Below are 15234 nucleotides of genomic sequence, written 5' to 3'. Positions count from 1 at the left end.
TTAAATAAGAAATCCTGCAGCAATGTGGGATTTATTTTTGAACAATAGTTTTTGCCCTTAAAAAGATCAATCCACCAATAATGACAATTGTTCCTGCAAATTGTACAGTAGTTAGTTTTTCACCATCCAAAACACCCCAAATAATAGCAACAATCGGCATCAGCAAAGTAACGGTTGATGCAAAGAGCGGAGTAGAAACTTTCAACAAACGATAATTCATCATCATTGCCAATCCGGTTCCGAAAACAGAAAGCAAGCTTACAAATCCTAATCCGATCATATTTTCTTTGGTGAATGTAAATTGGGAAACAAAACCTGTAGAAAGCAAAGCGATCAGTGAAGGCAAAAACAAAACGAAAGAAAATACAAATGCCGATAAAACGGTAGATGATACATCCATTAATTTTGATTTTACAGTCGTTGTACTCATTGCGTAACACAATGTTGCCAGCAGAAGTAAAAGAATGGGAAATATTTTAAACTGAGTGCTGTCATCACCACCAAATGCAAGCAGGCAAACTCCGGTAAAGCTTATGAAAACTCCGGTCATCTGTCTTTTTGTGGTTTCAAATTTCCAGATTAAAGCTCCAACAATAATCACGAAAATAGGCATCATGGAATTGATGATTCCTGCAATGCTGCTGCTTATCTGGGTTTCGGCAATAGGAAATAAGAACATTGGGATGAAATTGCCTGTAAAAGCAGCTAAAATAAGCCATTTCAAATGTTTTTTCGGGAAAAGTCTGTATTTTGAAACGGCAACAGGCATTAAGATAATTCCGGCAATCAAAACTCTTAAAGCTCCGACCTGATATGGGCTGAAATGGTCTAAGGATTTTTTAATTAAAATAAATGAAGAGCCCCAAATGACACTTAGTATAATCAGAAGAAGCCATTTTTCTTTATCTGCGTTCATTGTTTTTGTGTAAAATTTTCAAAAAATCTTTTTTAGGAATCATTCTCGCCCCCAAACTTTCCAAGTGATCGGTGTGAGATTGGCAGTCAATGAGTGTGAAGTCGTTTTTATGAGTTTCTATAAAATGAATAAATCCTGCTTTAGAAGCGTTGCTCACCTTTGCAAACATACTTTCGCCACAAAAAACTTTTCCGACTTGTACTCCGTAGAGCCCGCCAACGAGCTCTTTATTTTGCCAGACTTCTACGCTTCGGGCCAATCCATAACCATGAAGTGTAATAAAAGTTTCTATCAGTTCATCAGAAAGCCAGGTTCCTTCCTGACCTTTGCGATTGATTTCCCGACAGTTTTTTATCACTTCTCTGAAGTTTTGATTTTCGGTAATGGTAAAAACTTTTTTATCTAAAATTTTTCTCATCGACTTCGAAACCTTCAATTCATGAGGAAAAAGTACAAATCTGGGATCCGGGCACCACCAAAGAATTTCTTCTCCCGGATTAAACCACGGAAAAATACCATTCTGATAAGCAAACCAGATTCTTTCCACAGACAGATCGCCGCCAAAAGCAATGATACCTTCGTGGCCGTCATACTGTGCAGGATCGGGAAATGATATTTCGTTTTTGTCTAATCGAACCATTACGGGAAAAAAAATCCCACTTTTTCAAAAAGCAGGATTAGTATTTGATTTTTATTTCTGATTAAAAAGGTAAATCATCGTCATCGTCCCCGGCAAAAGGATTTTCATTTGAAACCGGAGAAGCAGATTGAGATGGTGCAGCTTGTGTAGGTTCTGAACCATTGTCCAAAACTTTTTCTACTCTCCATCCTGTAATAGAGTTGAAATATTTAGTTTCTCCTTGTGGCGAAACCCATTCTCTACCTCTGATGTTGATTCCTACTTTTACATTTTCTCCTTCTTTCAGTGTGTCCAACAAATTTATTTTATCCTGTAAAAATTCGATGTTGATGGGCTGCGGATACTGCTCTTGTGTAAGAATAACCATTTCTCTTTTTTGAAAACCACTTGCAAATGTTTGAACTTCAGTGATTTTCTTTACCGTTCCTTGTAATTCCATATCGTAAATATTAACGGTGTAAAAGTAATAAAATGAAATTTAAAAAGAATGGTTTCAAATAAATTTTACAAAAAATTAATTTTTTTTTCGAAAAGGTTTGGAAGTAAAGAAAATTGCCCTATATTTGCACTCACAAAAACGAAACAAGTTCTTTAAAATAACTCAATAATAATGCGGATGTGGTGTAATTGGTAGCCACGCCAGACTTAGGATCTGGTGCCGTGAGGCGTGGGGGTTCGAGTCCCTTCATCCGCACTACAAATTGCGAAAATAGCTCAGCTGGTAGAGCACAACCTTGCCAAGGTTGGGGTCGCGGGTTCGAGTCCCGTTTTTCGCTCTCATCACGCCCTGGTGGTGGAATTGGTAGACACGCAGGACTTAAAATCCTGTATCCGCAAGGATGTACGGGTTCAAGTCCCGTCTGGGGTACATAAAACCCTCTGTAATTTATTTTACGGAGGGTTTTTTTATATGCAATACTTTCTCATACCTAATTTTCTTCAACAATAAAAATGCATAAATTAACCTGAAAACTTAGTAGTATGGGGTAAGTGTGTGGTACTTTTTGATCGGTGTGCTAATTGTGTGTGGTTGATTTTATCATAACAAATTTTTATTATGTTTCTTTAGGCTGTTTGCTTATTTATAAAAATAAATGAAAAAACATGACTTTTATATAAATTGATGTTGTAGGTATAAACTTTCTTCTTCACTCAAACTGTATAAGATTTAACTTAAAGAAAATACAAATAAGAATGAAGACACTGAGAATGCTTACTTTTTTATTTGCGGTGATTTGTTTTGGACAAAATACTGTAAATAAAGATATATATAAATCAACAATTGATATTTATCAACAATCTTTTAAAACTTCCGATCAGTTCATTATTGAGGGTGAGAAAACACTCCGTTTATCTAAAACCGATGATGAAACTTCCAAAAGCTATTTGTACATTTCTGTTGGGCATTATCTAAAAGGAAATTTTAGCAAAAGTATTTTTTACGCAAAAAAAGCCGATCTCTTATTCTTAAGAGATCATAAAGAAAAAGAGCATTTTATTACTAACTACTACCTATCACTTGCTTATCATAAGTGCGGAGTTATGCATGAAGCAACTCAATACCTGAATGAGGCAGAAAAAACGGCTATACGACATAATGACCCCTTTCTGAATGCCATGACTCAAAAACTAAAGGCTATTTTGTTAGAGAACGAAAAAAAATATACTGAGGCAATTCCGTATCGTATATTTTGCAACAGCTATTTCCAAACAGGCTTAGATAAAAATTTTACACAAAATGTAATGTCGGAGTTTGCTTTTTCGAAGTGCTACTTAGCTTTTGATTACCTGATGATTGGTGATATTGAAAAAGCGAAAAAGGAAATTTCTATTTTTGAATCTAAAATAGCTAGTTCTCAATTTTTCAACGAATTAAATTGGAGAGCAGAGATCTACTATGTTTGCAAAGCTATTATTGCAGCCAAAGAAAACGATGAAAAAAGTGCAGTGCTCCATTTTGATAAAGCAATTGATATCACCAGAAAAAGTAAAATGAATGAGAGATTAACCGTTTTACTAGAACAGCGTTTGAAGCTCAATATCGATGCCTCGGAAGAAAGAGAGGTGCTTTTTGCTGAATTTTTAAAACGTAAAGATCATTTTAGAAAAGAAAGTACTAAAGTAATTAATCAGGAGATTAGCAGGCAGGATCTTAATCTGATACATCAAAGAGAATATAAATATATCTTTATTCTGGTTGCTGTCTTTTTGTCTTTAGGAGTTTTAATATTTAAAAGAAGAAAAAGAAAAAAACAAAAAGCATACTTTGAAGAGATTATAGAAGAGCTTGAAAATAATAAAGAAACTTCAAATTCTGTTATGGATGAAGAAGAAAAAGATGAAGAAACCCTTTCGGAATGTGCAGATTCAAAACCGCATATAATATCAGAAGCAACAAAGACGGATTTATTAAAAAAGCTGGAAAAGTTTGAAAAAGGAAAGGCTTTTACTGCTAAAAACTTCACATTAAGTAATTTCGTCAGTATTTTAGATACCAATACGAAATACATCAACAGTATACTAAAAGAACATCATGGTAAAACGTTTAATGAATATATTAATGACTTACGGATCAAATATATTCTGGAATACCTTCACGAAAATCCGGAAAGCCTAAAGTACAAGCTTAGTCATCTTTCAGATTTAGGAGGATTTTCTTCGCACAGCTATTTTACGAAAGTATTTACTCAAAAAAATAAAATTTCCCCTTCAAAATTTATAGCCTCTTTAAAAGAGAAAAATAAAAAAGAAAAAAAAGATTACAACGAATAATTTACTGCTACAAAGACGAAAAAACTGATAATTCTATCTTTTTTGACTGATTTGAAATACGTATTTACTAAAAAGTAAATTTTTCAAATGATAATTTTAATGCTTTGTTTATCAATTGATAATAGATTTGACGGTATTGTAAAATTCTGGAATTGTACTAATCATCTTGTAGGTTGTACATTCGAATTGAATTAGATTTGCAACCGCAATACAAGTGAGGAGAATAATTATATAATTCCCTAAATTATTTTCTCAGCATTGCGTACGATTCTAAAAAAGATTGTTTTATTTACGGAAATTGAATACAATCTATGATGAAAAAAAGTTTATTTATTAACACAAAAAAAAGCACAATTATGAATTTAAAATTAGTTCCAAAGGCATAATTTTTCAATCTAATTGTGCTTTACTTGACGGGTAAATATTAATCCGTTCAAAAAAACTATATCTTAAAATTTTATGATTTTCCATTCTTAATAATTAAGGATATAGGTAAAACAACGATGAAAGTTTAAAACGGCGTTTTAAGTATAATGATTTAAACACAAAAAAATGAAAAAGCAAATTTTTACAATTGCATTACTTTGTTCCGGTCTTGCCTACTCTCAAGTCGGGATTGATACAGAAACACCAAAGGCAACTTTGGATGTAACCGGTAAACCGACTGATATGTCTAAAATTGACGGGTTTATAGTTCCTAGACTTGCCGGCACAGAGCTGAAAGCTAAAGATGCTTTGTATGGAGCAGATCAAAATGCAGCGCTTATCTATGTAACAACTCCCTTGGCTGCAGCCGATACCAGCGCAAAAACAATAAATGTGACCAGCAGTGGATATTATTTTTTTGACGGAAATATCTGGCAGAAATTAAATACTGCAGGTTCAGGTTCAGAACCATGGTATGATTCTTTAACAAATCTTCCCGCAACCCAAAACAGTCAAAATATTTATCAGTCGGGGAATGTTGCTATTGGTAAAAGTACAATGGTATCAGATATAGCTTTAGATGTAGAAGGATCCGTTCACATGGGAACAAATCATTCAGGAAGCAATGGTGTAAACTCGGCAGCATTTGGAAACGGAACGATCGCTTCTGGTGAAAATTCTACAGCTTTTGGATGGAATAATCAAGCTCTTGGAATAAACGCAATGACATGGGGAGGAAACGAAGATGCCACTAGCACTACAGGAAATCTTTATAATGAAGCCACAGGAGTTGCATCTACTGCTTTTGGATATAGTAATGTATCATCGTCTTTTGGAACAACTGCATTTGGTACTAGAAATACGGCTTCAGCACCTCAGGCAACTGTATTTGGCGCATCAAATATTGCAAGCGGATTTTGGTCCACAGCTTTTGGTAGACATAATATTTCTTCCGCCAACAGATCTCTCGCCTTTGGTCTCGAAAATACAGCCAGTGGTGGTAATGCTGTAGCCTTTGGCTTCCAAAATGTTGCGAGTAATGAAAATACTACTGCTTTTGGCGAACGGAATAAAGCAGAGGGTTCAAGAGCTCTTGCGTTTGGCTTAGGAAATACAGCCTCCGGAAATGATGCTGTAGCATTTGGCGAAAATAATGTTGCAAGTTCTGTCAATGAAACTGTTTTTGGTCGTTATGCAGCTATTATGACTTCTTCAAGTACCAACCAGTGGGTCGCTACTGATCCTGTGCTTCAGATAGGAAATGGTAACGATCAGGCAAGATCAAATGCTTTAACAGTATTGAAAAACGGAAACATTGGTATTGGTGAAATCGCACCGACTACAAAGCTAGAAATCAATAATGGTACAACAAACGGAGCAATAAAAATCGTAGATGGAACACAGGGAGCAGGTAAAATTTTAACTTCCGATGCAAATGGTTTAGCAACTTGGCAGGACTTAGCTACAGGAACTGGAAATGATTGGTCTCTTGTAGGAAACAGCGGAACCACGGCCGGAACCAACTTTATAGGTACTACAGATACTCAGGATTTTATAGTAAAAACCAATAATACAGAGCGAGAGCGAACTTATAATACAGTCGATGCAAACAACACGATCAAGACAATTACAGGTGGAGATTTAAATTTGAATGGAATTACTGTCGGAAGGGGTAGTGGCAACAAAAACAGTAATGCTGTTGTCGGATATGAAAGTTTAAAAGCAAATGACACAGGAGGAAACAATGTTGCAATGGGCAGTTTTGCTTTGTACAACAGTACAGAAGGTTTTTCAAATGTTGCTATCGGACACAGTGCGATGACAGGAAACACAGAAGGAAACAGTAATGTCGCTATTGGGCAAAGTACTTTACCCTACAATACAACAGGAGACTTAAATGTCGCCATCGGACATAGTGCCTTGTCAAATCCGCTTAATAAAACAGGACGTCATAATATTGGTATAGGATTTACTGCAGGTGGTAATTTGGAGGATGCAACCTCCAATAATATAGCAATTGGCTCATTTCAGGATTTAGCTACTAGCACAGGCAGTAACCAACTCAATATCGGCGGAGCTATTTTTGGAACCGGACTAACCGGAACACAAGCAGCCCCCGCAGGAAATATAGGAATTGGTACTACAGCACCTTCCACAAGACTAGAAGTTAACAACGGCACAACCAATGGTGCTGTGAAAATTGTAGATGGTACGCAAGGAGCAGATAAAATATTGACTTCTGACGCAGACGGTGTAGGAACATGGCAATCGCCTAAAGTTTCTGTCGTAAAAGGCGAGATTGGAGGATATAACTTACCTTTCGAACAATTTTCGGATTTAAGGTATACCGGAGCATCGATTACTTTGCCTCCGGGAAAATGGCTGGTAACAATCACTCAATTTACTTATATTACTGGAAATGATTCAGGAAGTACCAGCATACTTATATCTCCAGACGATTGGATGCTTGTGAGGTCTTCCTTTTCTGATCAAACCAATGTAACGACTATAGGGCAGGCTGCATCACCTTCCGCAGATATTACACAGCCAAGCTCTATGACTTTCACTGTATCCGGACCACATCGTGAAGATTCGAAAACCGGAGTGATTTTCATTAATAATACTTCCGGAGCAAGTAAAACTTATAAATATATTGCTGGTGCTACTGAAGTTTCGGGAACAATATCAGGTGGATTCTTAAATAATTTTACAGGAAATTGGTCTGAAAATTCAATAATTGCAATCGCAGTAAATTAAGAAACAAATAATTAATATAGTAAATAAGAAATACGTTATTTATCATTTGTGTTTTGTGCCGTAGGAGAAATTTTTTCCTGCGGCACTTTCTTTCAATGTAATTTTTTAATATAAGTCTGAAGAATTATATGATGATATTTAAATAAACCTGCATAATTTCTCTTTCTATAAATAAAAAAAGCCCCGCATTTGCGAAGCTTGGATGTTAAGATCTAAACATCTCTGTGTGCGGAATGTTGTCTTCCAGATATTTCTTGTCAGTTTCTTTAAAGCCAAAACCTGAATAAAATCTTAAAAGATAATCTTGTGCAGAAATTCTTACTTCAGAAGTTTTGAAACGGTTTTCAATGGTTTCAACAGCATATTGTATCAATTGTTTGCCTAGATTTTTTCCTCTGCCATTTGCTGAGGTTAAAACTCTTCCTATTGAGGTCTCGTTATATTTTATTCCTTTATCGAAAATTCGGCAATATGCCAACACGGTTTGATCTTCCTGCTCTGCCCAAAGATGTAATGCTTTTTGATCGTATTTATCCAAATCGGGATAAGGGCAGTTTTGTTCTACCACAAAAACATCTACTCTCGCTTTGATGATTTCGTAAAGTTCAGAAGTCGTCAGTTCTTCGAAACTTTTTATTTTCCAAACAATATTACTCATTGAATGTTACACTGTTATTAGTCAAAAATTCATTCGTTTTTTGAATAAAACTTAAAATTTCTTCAGTTCCGGTTTTCTTTTCCCCAGAGGTAACGTAGATTTCCGGTAAATCTTCCCATGTTTTGTGAAGCTCAGTTTTGTAGTCTTCCACATTTTTAATCAAAATGCTTGGCTTAAGCTTATCAGCTTTCGTGAAAACAATTGAAAAAGGAACGCCACTTTCTCCACACCATTGGATAAACTCCAAATCAATATTTTGCGGACTGTGACGAGAATCAACAAGGACGAAAAGATTAACGAGGTTATTTCTGTTTAAAATATAATTATTAATCAATTTTTCAAAATCTCTTCTCATTACTTTTGAGACTTTTGCATATCCGTATCCTGGTAAATCGGTAAGAAACCAGTTTTCATTAATAAGGAAATGATTGATCAACTGAGTTTTTCCTGGAGTTCCTGAAGTTTTTGCCAAATCCTTCCTGTTCAACATTCCGTTGATTAATGAAGACTTCCCAACGTTTGATCGTCCGATAAAAGCATACTCAGGAATCGTTCCTTCAGGGCATTCCTGCCATTTTCCGCTGCTTTTCACAAACTCTGCTGTTTTTATAACCATTTTTCTTGAATTTTATTTAGAAAAATAAACCATTAAGAAAGTCTTAATGGTTTATCATTTTATATTTTGTCTTTTACCCAGTCGTAAAGAATTTCGTTAAACTCATCTGGTTTTTCCATCATTGCCGCATGTCCGCACTTATCGATCCAGAATAAATCTGAATTTGGGATAAATTTGTGCATATCAATCGCAACTTCAGGCGGTGTTACATTGTCTTGTTTTCCCCAGATCAGACATGTCGGTCTCTGGATTTTAGGCAGGTCATTCAACATATTGTGTTTGATGGCGCTTCTTGCCAGCATCACTGTTTTGATTCCTTTCATTCGGTCATTTACCACACTGAAAACTTCATCTACCAAATCTTCAGTAGCTACCGAAGGATCATAAAAAACCTCCTCTGCTTTCTTTCTTATATAAGAACGGTCGTTTTTTCTGGGAAAACTGTCGCCAAAAGCTCTCTCGTATAATCCTGAACTTCCCGTTAATACAAGATTCTGCACCAGATCGGGACGCGCTAAAGTTAAAATTAAACCTACATGACCCCCCATAGAATTACCTACAATAGTAACCGGCTTGCCAATATTGGTTTCTATAAATTTGATTACATATTTTGCAATCGTGGTGAGATTGGTATTGAGTACCGGTAAATCGTAAATCGGTAATTGAGGGACGTAAACTTTAAATCCTTTTTCTGAAAAAAAATTCACCATTTTGTCAAAATTACTCAATCCACCCATTAGCCCATGCAAAAGCACAAGTGGATGACCTTCCCCAGCTTCTATAAACGTATATTTCTTTTCTTTTTTTGTACTAAATCTCATAATGCCTTTCTAAGCCTTGCAAAAATACAAATTAAACACCAAAAAATTTTTGATATAACTAATATAAACTAAAAATAATATATGAAACCTATTGTTATGGTATTTTTTACAATTCTTTTTGCTATGCTTCAAATATAAGACCACTTGTAGCAAATCCTGGAAATGATTTTATCTTATTGATATTCAATATTTAATGAAACTTATTAACATTAAGTCAAAAAGTGGGAAAAAGTGGGAGGATTTGGAAAAATATTTATAATTTTGTCCCAAATGAGAAATTTCATTGGAACATATGAGTGCAAAATAGACGACAAGGGTCGCCTGAAAGTGCCTTCATCGCTTATAAAGCAGATGGAGAACTTTGAGGATAAAACCTTTGTGGTAAAGCGTTCTGTGTTTCAACCGTGTCTGGAAGTGTACCCTATGAAAGCATGGGATAAGCTGATGGATAAGATAAATAAGCTGAATAGATTCATCAAAAAAAATGCTGATTTTATCAGAATGTTTACCGCCGGAGTGAAAACTGTGGAGCTGGATAGTGCCGGAAGACTGCAGATTTCGAAAGATCTTACTCATTTTGCCAATCTTCAGAAAGATATTGTGGTGACGAGTGCAGGAGAACTTTTTGAAATTTGGGATAAAGAAGCATACGAAAAAGTAATTGCGACCAACGAAGATGATTTTGCAAGTCTTGCAGAAGATGTGATGGGAGCGTTTGACGAAGAATAATTAAATAAACACAAATAAGCATGTATCATAACCCCGTTTTATTGAAGCAAAGTGTGGATGATTTGGTGACGAATCCGGACGGTATTTATGTAGACTGCACATTTGGTGGCGGTGGACATTCACGCGAGATTGTAAGCCGACTTTCTGAAAAAGGAAAACTTTACGGTTTTGATCAGGATCTTGATGCGCTCAAAAATAATATAGATGACCCGAAATTTACATTAATCAATCAGAATTTTAGATTTCTTGAAAATTCTCTTTTGATGTATGGCGTTTCTCAGGTTGACGGTATTTTGGCGGATTTGGGAGTTTCGTCTCATCAATTTGATGCTGGCGAAAGAGGTTTTTCTACAAGAAGCAATGCGCCGCTTGATATGAGAATGAACGTTATGCAAAGTCTTGATGCCAAAAAAGTAATCAATGACTATGACGAAGAATCTTTAGCAGATATTTTTTATTACTACGGTGAACTAAGGGAAGCGAGAAAGTTGGCTCGTGACATCGTACATCACAGAAAAAATAAAACAATTGAAACCACGGAAGATCTGAAAAAACTATTCAGTTATCTTCCGCCTCATAAAGTGAATAAATTTTATGCGCAATTGTTTCAGGCGATAAGAATTGAGGTTAATCAAGAGCTTGAGGTTTTAAAAGAAATGCTGGTTCAGTCTTACAAAATGTTAAAACCTGGTGGAAGATTGGTGGTTATTTCTTATCATTCTCTGGAAGATCGTTTAGTAAAAAGATTTTTGAAAAACGGGATGTTTGAAGGTGAGCCGCAACGTGATATCTACGGAAATTACGAGAAAGCATTCGAATTGGTGAAGAGTAAAGCAATTATTCCTGATGATAAGGAAATTGAAGAAAACTCAAGAGCCCGAAGTGCTAAAATGAGAACAGGAATCAAAATATAAATGATAAATAATGATTGATAAATGATTTCAAGATCAATTATAATTTATCAATCATCAATTATTGAAAACGTGGCAAAAAGAACAACAAATCGCCCCCAGAAGAAGCTTACTTTTATAGATATTATAAAGGGAAACTTTCTGAATCGTGATGAAATAAAAGTTCATTACAAATTTTTCCTGTTGTTATTTGTCTTAATGATGGCGATGATTTACAGTAATCATTTAGTCAACAAAAAAATAAAAATTGTTAACGCTTTAAAAGAAGAAACAGAAGAATACAAATCTAGAAACGCTTACGCACAAAGCAAGCTGATCAAAGTAAAAATGGAATCTGAATTGGGCAAAGAAGTCGCCGCAGATTCGCTAATGACTTTAGAAAGTCACCCGCACAAATTGTTAATAAAATTAGACAGTAGCGATGCAAAAACAAAATGATTACGATAACAAAAGAAAAAAAACACTGCGATGGGGTTACCTCTTCGCAACAGTTGCTTTATGCATATTCGTGATGTTTTTGGCGAGAATCGTGGTGCTTCAGAATACCAATGTTCAGGAAATTAAAGACGATTATATCAACAGCAATTACCGTACAGCAACTCTGAAAGCCGCTCGTGGAAATTTGTTTGCTTCAGACGGATCAATTTTGGCTACAACGGTGATGCGTTATGATATTTATCTTGATTTTAAAACCATAAAAGATACTGTTTACAGCAATAATATAGGCGCTCTTACAGATTCTTTGAGCAAGATGTTCGGAAAACCAAGAGCTGAATTCAGAAAAAGATTCGACGAGCAGAAGAGAAAGAAAAACCAATACTACTCTTTGGTAAAAGGTTTAGATTTTGACCAGTACGACAGAATCAGAGATTTTCCGATTTTTAAAAGAGGTAAAAATAAAGGTGGATTCATTGTTGACAGAAACTATAAAAGAGAATTGGCAACTTCAGAAATCGGTTCCGGAACAATTGGGATGGATAATGGCGATGTAAGATCCGGTCTGGAAGGTGCTTTTTCAAAGTTTCTTACAGGAACCGACGGAAGCAGATTGGAACAAAGAGTCAATTCGTCTCAATGGAAGCCAATTGATTTCTGGAAAGTAAGCGAACCTGTTGACGGGCAGGATGTTTACACCACATTAGATCTCAGAATTCAGGATATTGCACATTCGGCTTTAGAAAAACAACTGATCAATTTCGAAGCAAAACACGGAACGGTAATCGTAATGGAAGTTGAGACCGGAAAAGTGAAAGCTTTGGTTAATTTAAGACAAACCGAACCCGGAGTTTATGAAGATGCCTACAATTATGCTTTAAAAGATAATATCGAACCGGGATCTACTTTTAAAACGATTTCTCTTTTGGCAGCAATGGATGATGGTTTTATCGATGAGAATACAACTGTAGATGTAGGAAATGGAGTATGGACGTATGCGAAACAAAGAATTTCTGATGGACATGGCGGTGGAACGTACGATATCAGTGATGTTTTAGCAAAATCCAGCAATGTAGGAACTGCAAAACTGATCACAAAATATTACGCAGAAAAGCCTCAGATTTTCCTTGATCATTTAAGAAGATGGAAATTATTCGATAAAATGGATATCGAGCTTCCGGGGATAGCAAGACCCAAAATCGTAACTCCGGATAATAAAAGATGGAACGCTGCAACATTGGCTTCAATTGCGTACGGATATTCATCAAACATTAATCTTTTACAGTTGACAACCTTCTACAACGGAGTTGCCAACAAGGGTAGAATGGTAAAGCCGCTATTCATTGATAAAATAATGAAAGACGGAAAAACAATTTTTGAAGCCAAGGAAGAAGTAATTGTTAAAAAAATGGCTTCTGAAAAAGCAATTCAGATGATGACCAGTGCTTTGACAAAAGCGGTAGAAAAAGGAACAGGTAGAAGTATCTTCACACCAAACCTGAAAATGGCAGGAAAAACAGGAACGGCAAGATTTGAATACTGGCTTCCAGGTCCAATGAAATACAGAGCATCATTCGCAGGATTTTATCCGGCAGATAATCCGAAATATACGTGTTACGTGATGATTAGCGAACCCAACACGGCAAAAGGATTTTACGGAGGAACAGTTTCTGCGCCGGTTTTTAAAGAAATTGCCGGAAAAACTTTCCTGAAAACGCCACAGAATGTTGAAAAAGAAATGCTTGTAGACAGAAAGGTAAACCTTAATAAAATGGTGGAGCCGAATGTAAAAGTAGCAGTTAATAATAAGCAAATGCCAAGTGTAGTTGGGTTAATAGGAAAAAATGTAATCCCGCAATTGGAAAATTTAGGCTATCGTGTAGACTTCAAAGGAGTCGGTAGAATCAAAGAGCAATTCCCGCTTGAAGGCACAACGATAAGCAAAAACCAGAGAATATATTTGTCTCTGCAGAATTAAAAAAGAGAGTTCCAAAGGGACGATTTAATAAAGAATAGGATGAAATCCTATTAAAAAAGTAAGCAATGCAATTAATTGAATTATTAAACAGAATTCCAGTTTTAGAAATCCACGGTAAAAACGATCGTGAAGTTTCTGCTTTGGTTTTCGACAGCAGAAAGGTTACCGAAGATTCACTTTACGTTGCTGTAAAAGGAACGGTTGCAGATGGACATTCATTTATTGCATCGTCTATTGAAAAAGGCGCAAAAACAATTGTTTGCGAAGAATTACCGGAAAATTTAGATCAAAATATCACCTACATCAAAGTAAAAGATTCATCAAAAACTTTAGGCCAATTGGCTTCTAATTTCTATGGGAATCCTTCTGAAAAATTAAAGTTAATCGGAGTTACCGGCACCAACGGAAAAACCTCAGTTTCTACTTTGCTTTTTGATGTTTTTAAAAATTTAGGCTATAATTCAGCGTTGCTTTCTACAGTTGAAATAAGAGTTGGGGATGAAATAATTCCTGCAACACATACAACTCCGGATGTAATTACGATCAATCAGATCTTAGCTAAAGCGTTAGAATCGGGTTGCGAATTTGCCTTTATGGAAGTGAGTTCACACGGAATTTCTCAAAATAGAACTGAAGGTTTACATTTCAAAATTGCAGGATTTACGAATCTAACACACGATCATTTAGATTATCATAAAACGTTTGATGAATATTTAAAAACGAAAAAAAGGTTTTTTGATGAATTGAATGATGACGCTATTGCAATCACAAATGTTGATGATAAAAACGGCAATGTGATGCTGCAAAATACCAAAGCAAAGAAAAAATCTTATGCTTTGAAAACAATGGCAGATTATCACGGGAGAACTTTGGAAGTTGATTTTAACGGAATGCTGTTAAATTTCAACGGAAAAGAATTCTGGACAACCTTAACCGGGAAGTTCAATGTCTACAATTTGCTTTTGGTCTTCGGAATTGCTTCTGAATTAGGCTTCCAGCAGGAAGAAATTCTTCAGGCAATCAGTATTTTGAAAAGGGTTTCCGGAAGATTTGAAACGTTCAAATCTGATGGTGGAATTTTCTTTATTGTAGATTATGCACACACACCGGACGCACTCGAAAATGTTTTAGACAGCGTAAACGATATCAGAACGAAAAACGAAAGACTAATTACGGTTTTCGGTTGTGGAGGCGACAGAGATCACTCAAAGAGACCTGAAATGGGAAATATTGCCACAAAGAAATCTACTTTGGCAATCATCACTTCAGATAATCCGCGAACAGAAGATCCGGCAGTGATTATAAAAGAAATTGAGTCGGGTGTTGAGCCACAAAACTTCAGCAAGTATACTTCAATTCCGGACAGAAGAGAAGCGATAAAAATGGCAATAAAGTTTGCCGAACCAAAAGATATTATTGTCGTAGCCGGAAAAGGTCACGAAAATTATCAGGAAATCAATGGTGTAAAACATCATTTTGATGACAAAGAAGTAATTAATGAGCTTTGGAAGCTTATGAGTAAATAAAATTTATAATCGATAATTGATCAATGTTAATTGATTTTATCATTCATCA

The 15234-nt window shown here is 35.6% G+C and carries 13 protein-coding genes and 3 tRNA genes; 10 read left to right on the top strand and 6 right to left on the bottom strand.

Annotation, left to right across the window (positions count from 1 at the left end; all coding sequences use genetic code 11):
- Positions 1 to 31: 31 nt before the first annotated feature.
- The 3 genes from OH814_RS09480 to OH814_RS09470 form a co-directional block, all read right to left on the bottom strand.
- Positions 32 to 916: a DMT family transporter gene (locus tag OH814_RS09480; protein WP_308827986.1), complete on the bottom strand. Its 885-nt coding sequence runs from the start codon at positions 914 to 916 to the stop codon at positions 32 to 34.
- Positions 903 to 1556: a leucyl/phenylalanyl-tRNA--protein transferase gene (gene aat / locus OH814_RS09475; protein ID WP_308827985.1), complete on the bottom strand. Its 654-nt coding sequence runs from the start codon at positions 1554 to 1556 to the stop codon at positions 903 to 905. Before aat ends, OH814_RS09480 begins: the two co-directional genes overlap by 14 nt.
- A 61-nt stretch (positions 1557 to 1617) precedes the next feature.
- Entirely contained in the window at positions 1618 to 1995 is a 378-nt protein-coding gene (locus tag OH814_RS09470; RefSeq protein WP_115620801.1) for a DUF3127 domain-containing protein, read from the bottom strand.
- A gap of 173 nt (positions 1996 to 2168) precedes the next feature.
- Between OH814_RS09470 and OH814_RS09465 the strand changes: the two genes are divergently transcribed.
- From OH814_RS09465 to OH814_RS09445, 5 genes are all read left to right on the top strand, one after another.
- A tRNA-Leu gene (locus OH814_RS09465) sits at positions 2169 to 2250 on the top strand.
- A 9-nt stretch (positions 2251 to 2259) separates the two neighbouring features.
- Positions 2260 to 2332: transfer RNA gene (locus tag OH814_RS09460), tRNA-Gly, on the top strand.
- Between the two features lie 8 nt (positions 2333 to 2340).
- Positions 2341 to 2424 (top strand) — tRNA-Leu (locus OH814_RS09455).
- A gap of 326 nt (positions 2425 to 2750) precedes the next feature.
- Positions 2751 to 4328, top strand: coding sequence for a helix-turn-helix domain-containing protein (locus OH814_RS09450; RefSeq protein ID WP_308827984.1), 1578 nt, complete (start codon positions 2751 to 2753; stop codon positions 4326 to 4328).
- 552 nt (positions 4329 to 4880) lie between these two features.
- Positions 4881 to 7511: a hypothetical protein gene (locus tag OH814_RS09445; RefSeq protein ID WP_308827983.1), complete on the top strand. Its 2631-nt coding sequence runs from the start codon at positions 4881 to 4883 to the stop codon at positions 7509 to 7511.
- 205 nt (positions 7512 to 7716) lie between these two features.
- Here OH814_RS09445 and OH814_RS09440 read toward each other — a convergent pair whose 3' ends face one another.
- From OH814_RS09440 to OH814_RS09430, 3 genes are read right to left on the bottom strand one after another with little or no spacing between them, the layout of a single operon-like run.
- The gene (locus OH814_RS09440) at positions 7717 to 8169 is read right to left on the bottom strand and encodes a GNAT family N-acetyltransferase (RefSeq protein WP_308827982.1); all 453 of its coding nucleotides are present in this window, start codon (positions 8167 to 8169) and stop codon (positions 7717 to 7719) included.
- Positions 8162 to 8785: a ribosome biogenesis GTP-binding protein YihA/YsxC gene (yihA, locus tag OH814_RS09435; RefSeq protein ID WP_076561435.1), complete on the bottom strand. Its 624-nt coding sequence runs from the start codon at positions 8783 to 8785 to the stop codon at positions 8162 to 8164. Before yihA ends, OH814_RS09440 begins: the two co-directional genes overlap by 8 nt.
- A 59-nt stretch (positions 8786 to 8844) precedes the next feature.
- Positions 8845 to 9606 (bottom strand): alpha/beta fold hydrolase, encoded by a 762-nt coding sequence (locus tag OH814_RS09430; protein WP_076561436.1) that lies wholly within the window; start codon positions 9604 to 9606, stop codon positions 8845 to 8847.
- 270 nt (positions 9607 to 9876) lie between these two features.
- Here OH814_RS09430 and mraZ point away from each other — a divergent pair, with 270 nt between their 5' ends.
- From mraZ to OH814_RS09405, 5 genes are all read left to right on the top strand, one after another.
- Positions 9877 to 10335, top strand: coding sequence for a division/cell wall cluster transcriptional repressor MraZ (gene mraZ / locus OH814_RS09425; protein ID WP_076561437.1), 459 nt, complete (start codon positions 9877 to 9879; stop codon positions 10333 to 10335).
- A gap of 20 nt (positions 10336 to 10355) precedes the next feature.
- Positions 10356 to 11249 carry a 16S rRNA (cytosine(1402)-N(4))-methyltransferase RsmH gene (rsmH, locus tag OH814_RS09420; RefSeq protein ID WP_115620809.1) on the top strand — a complete coding sequence of 298 codons (894 nt, stop codon included), beginning with the start codon at positions 10356 to 10358 and terminating at the stop codon, positions 11247 to 11249.
- Between the two features lie 69 nt (positions 11250 to 11318).
- Positions 11319 to 11684, top strand: a complete 366-nt coding sequence (locus tag OH814_RS09415; protein ID WP_076561439.1) for an FtsL-like putative cell division protein — start codon at positions 11319 to 11321, stop codon at positions 11682 to 11684.
- Positions 11668 to 13659, top strand: coding sequence for a penicillin-binding transpeptidase domain-containing protein (locus OH814_RS09410; protein WP_308827981.1), 1992 nt, complete (start codon positions 11668 to 11670; stop codon positions 13657 to 13659). The genes OH814_RS09415 and OH814_RS09410 overlap by 17 nt, the downstream gene beginning before the upstream one ends.
- Before the next feature lie 65 nt (positions 13660 to 13724).
- Positions 13725 to 15185: a UDP-N-acetylmuramoyl-L-alanyl-D-glutamate--2,6-diaminopimelate ligase gene (locus OH814_RS09405; RefSeq protein ID WP_308827980.1), complete on the top strand. Its 1461-nt coding sequence runs from the start codon at positions 13725 to 13727 to the stop codon at positions 15183 to 15185.
- Positions 15186 to 15234 lie beyond the last annotated feature (49 nt).

Origin of the sequence: Chryseobacterium sp. CFS15, assembly GCF_031118795.1 — a bacterium.
Lineage (GTDB): Bacteria > Bacteroidota > Bacteroidia > Flavobacteriales > Weeksellaceae > Chryseobacterium > Chryseobacterium indoltheticum.
Note: the sequence above shows the minus strand (reverse complement) of the source record. Positions and strands in the feature narration are given on the sequence as shown.

What these genes read in the sequence shown, in the direction of transcription:
- OH814_RS09440 (WP_308827982.1), bottom strand. Translation starts at nt 8,169, where the DNA reads ATGAGTAATATTGTTTGGAAAATAAAAAGTTTCGAAGAACTGACGACT.
- mraZ (WP_076561437.1), top strand. Translation starts at nt 9,877, where the DNA reads ATGAGAAATTTCATTGGAACATATGAGTGCAAAATAGACGACAAGGGT.
- OH814_RS09480 (WP_308827986.1), bottom strand. Translation starts at nt 916, where the DNA reads ATGAACGCAGATAAAGAAAAATGGCTTCTTCTGATTATACTAAGTGTC.
- yihA (WP_076561435.1), bottom strand. Translation starts at nt 8,785, where the DNA reads ATGGTTATAAAAACAGCAGAGTTTGTGAAAAGCAGCGGAAAATGGCAG.
- OH814_RS09410 (WP_308827981.1), top strand. Translation starts at nt 11,668, where the DNA reads ATGCAAAAACAAAATGATTACGATAACAAAAGAAAAAAAACACTGCGA.
- OH814_RS09450 (WP_308827984.1), top strand. Translation starts at nt 2,751, where the DNA reads ATGAAGACACTGAGAATGCTTACTTTTTTATTTGCGGTGATTTGTTTT.
- rsmH (WP_115620809.1), top strand. Translation starts at nt 10,356, where the DNA reads ATGTATCATAACCCCGTTTTATTGAAGCAAAGTGTGGATGATTTGGTG.
- OH814_RS09405 (WP_308827980.1), top strand. Translation starts at nt 13,725, where the DNA reads ATGCAATTAATTGAATTATTAAACAGAATTCCAGTTTTAGAAATCCAC.
- aat (WP_308827985.1), bottom strand. Translation starts at nt 1,556, where the DNA reads ATGGTTCGATTAGACAAAAACGAAATATCATTTCCCGATCCTGCACAG.
- OH814_RS09445 (WP_308827983.1), top strand. Translation starts at nt 4,881, where the DNA reads ATGAAAAAGCAAATTTTTACAATTGCATTACTTTGTTCCGGTCTTGCC.
- OH814_RS09470 (WP_115620801.1), bottom strand. Translation starts at nt 1,995, where the DNA reads ATGGAATTACAAGGAACGGTAAAGAAAATCACTGAAGTTCAAACATTT.
- OH814_RS09430 (WP_076561436.1), bottom strand. Translation starts at nt 9,606, where the DNA reads ATGAGATTTAGTACAAAAAAAGAAAAGAAATATACGTTTATAGAAGCT.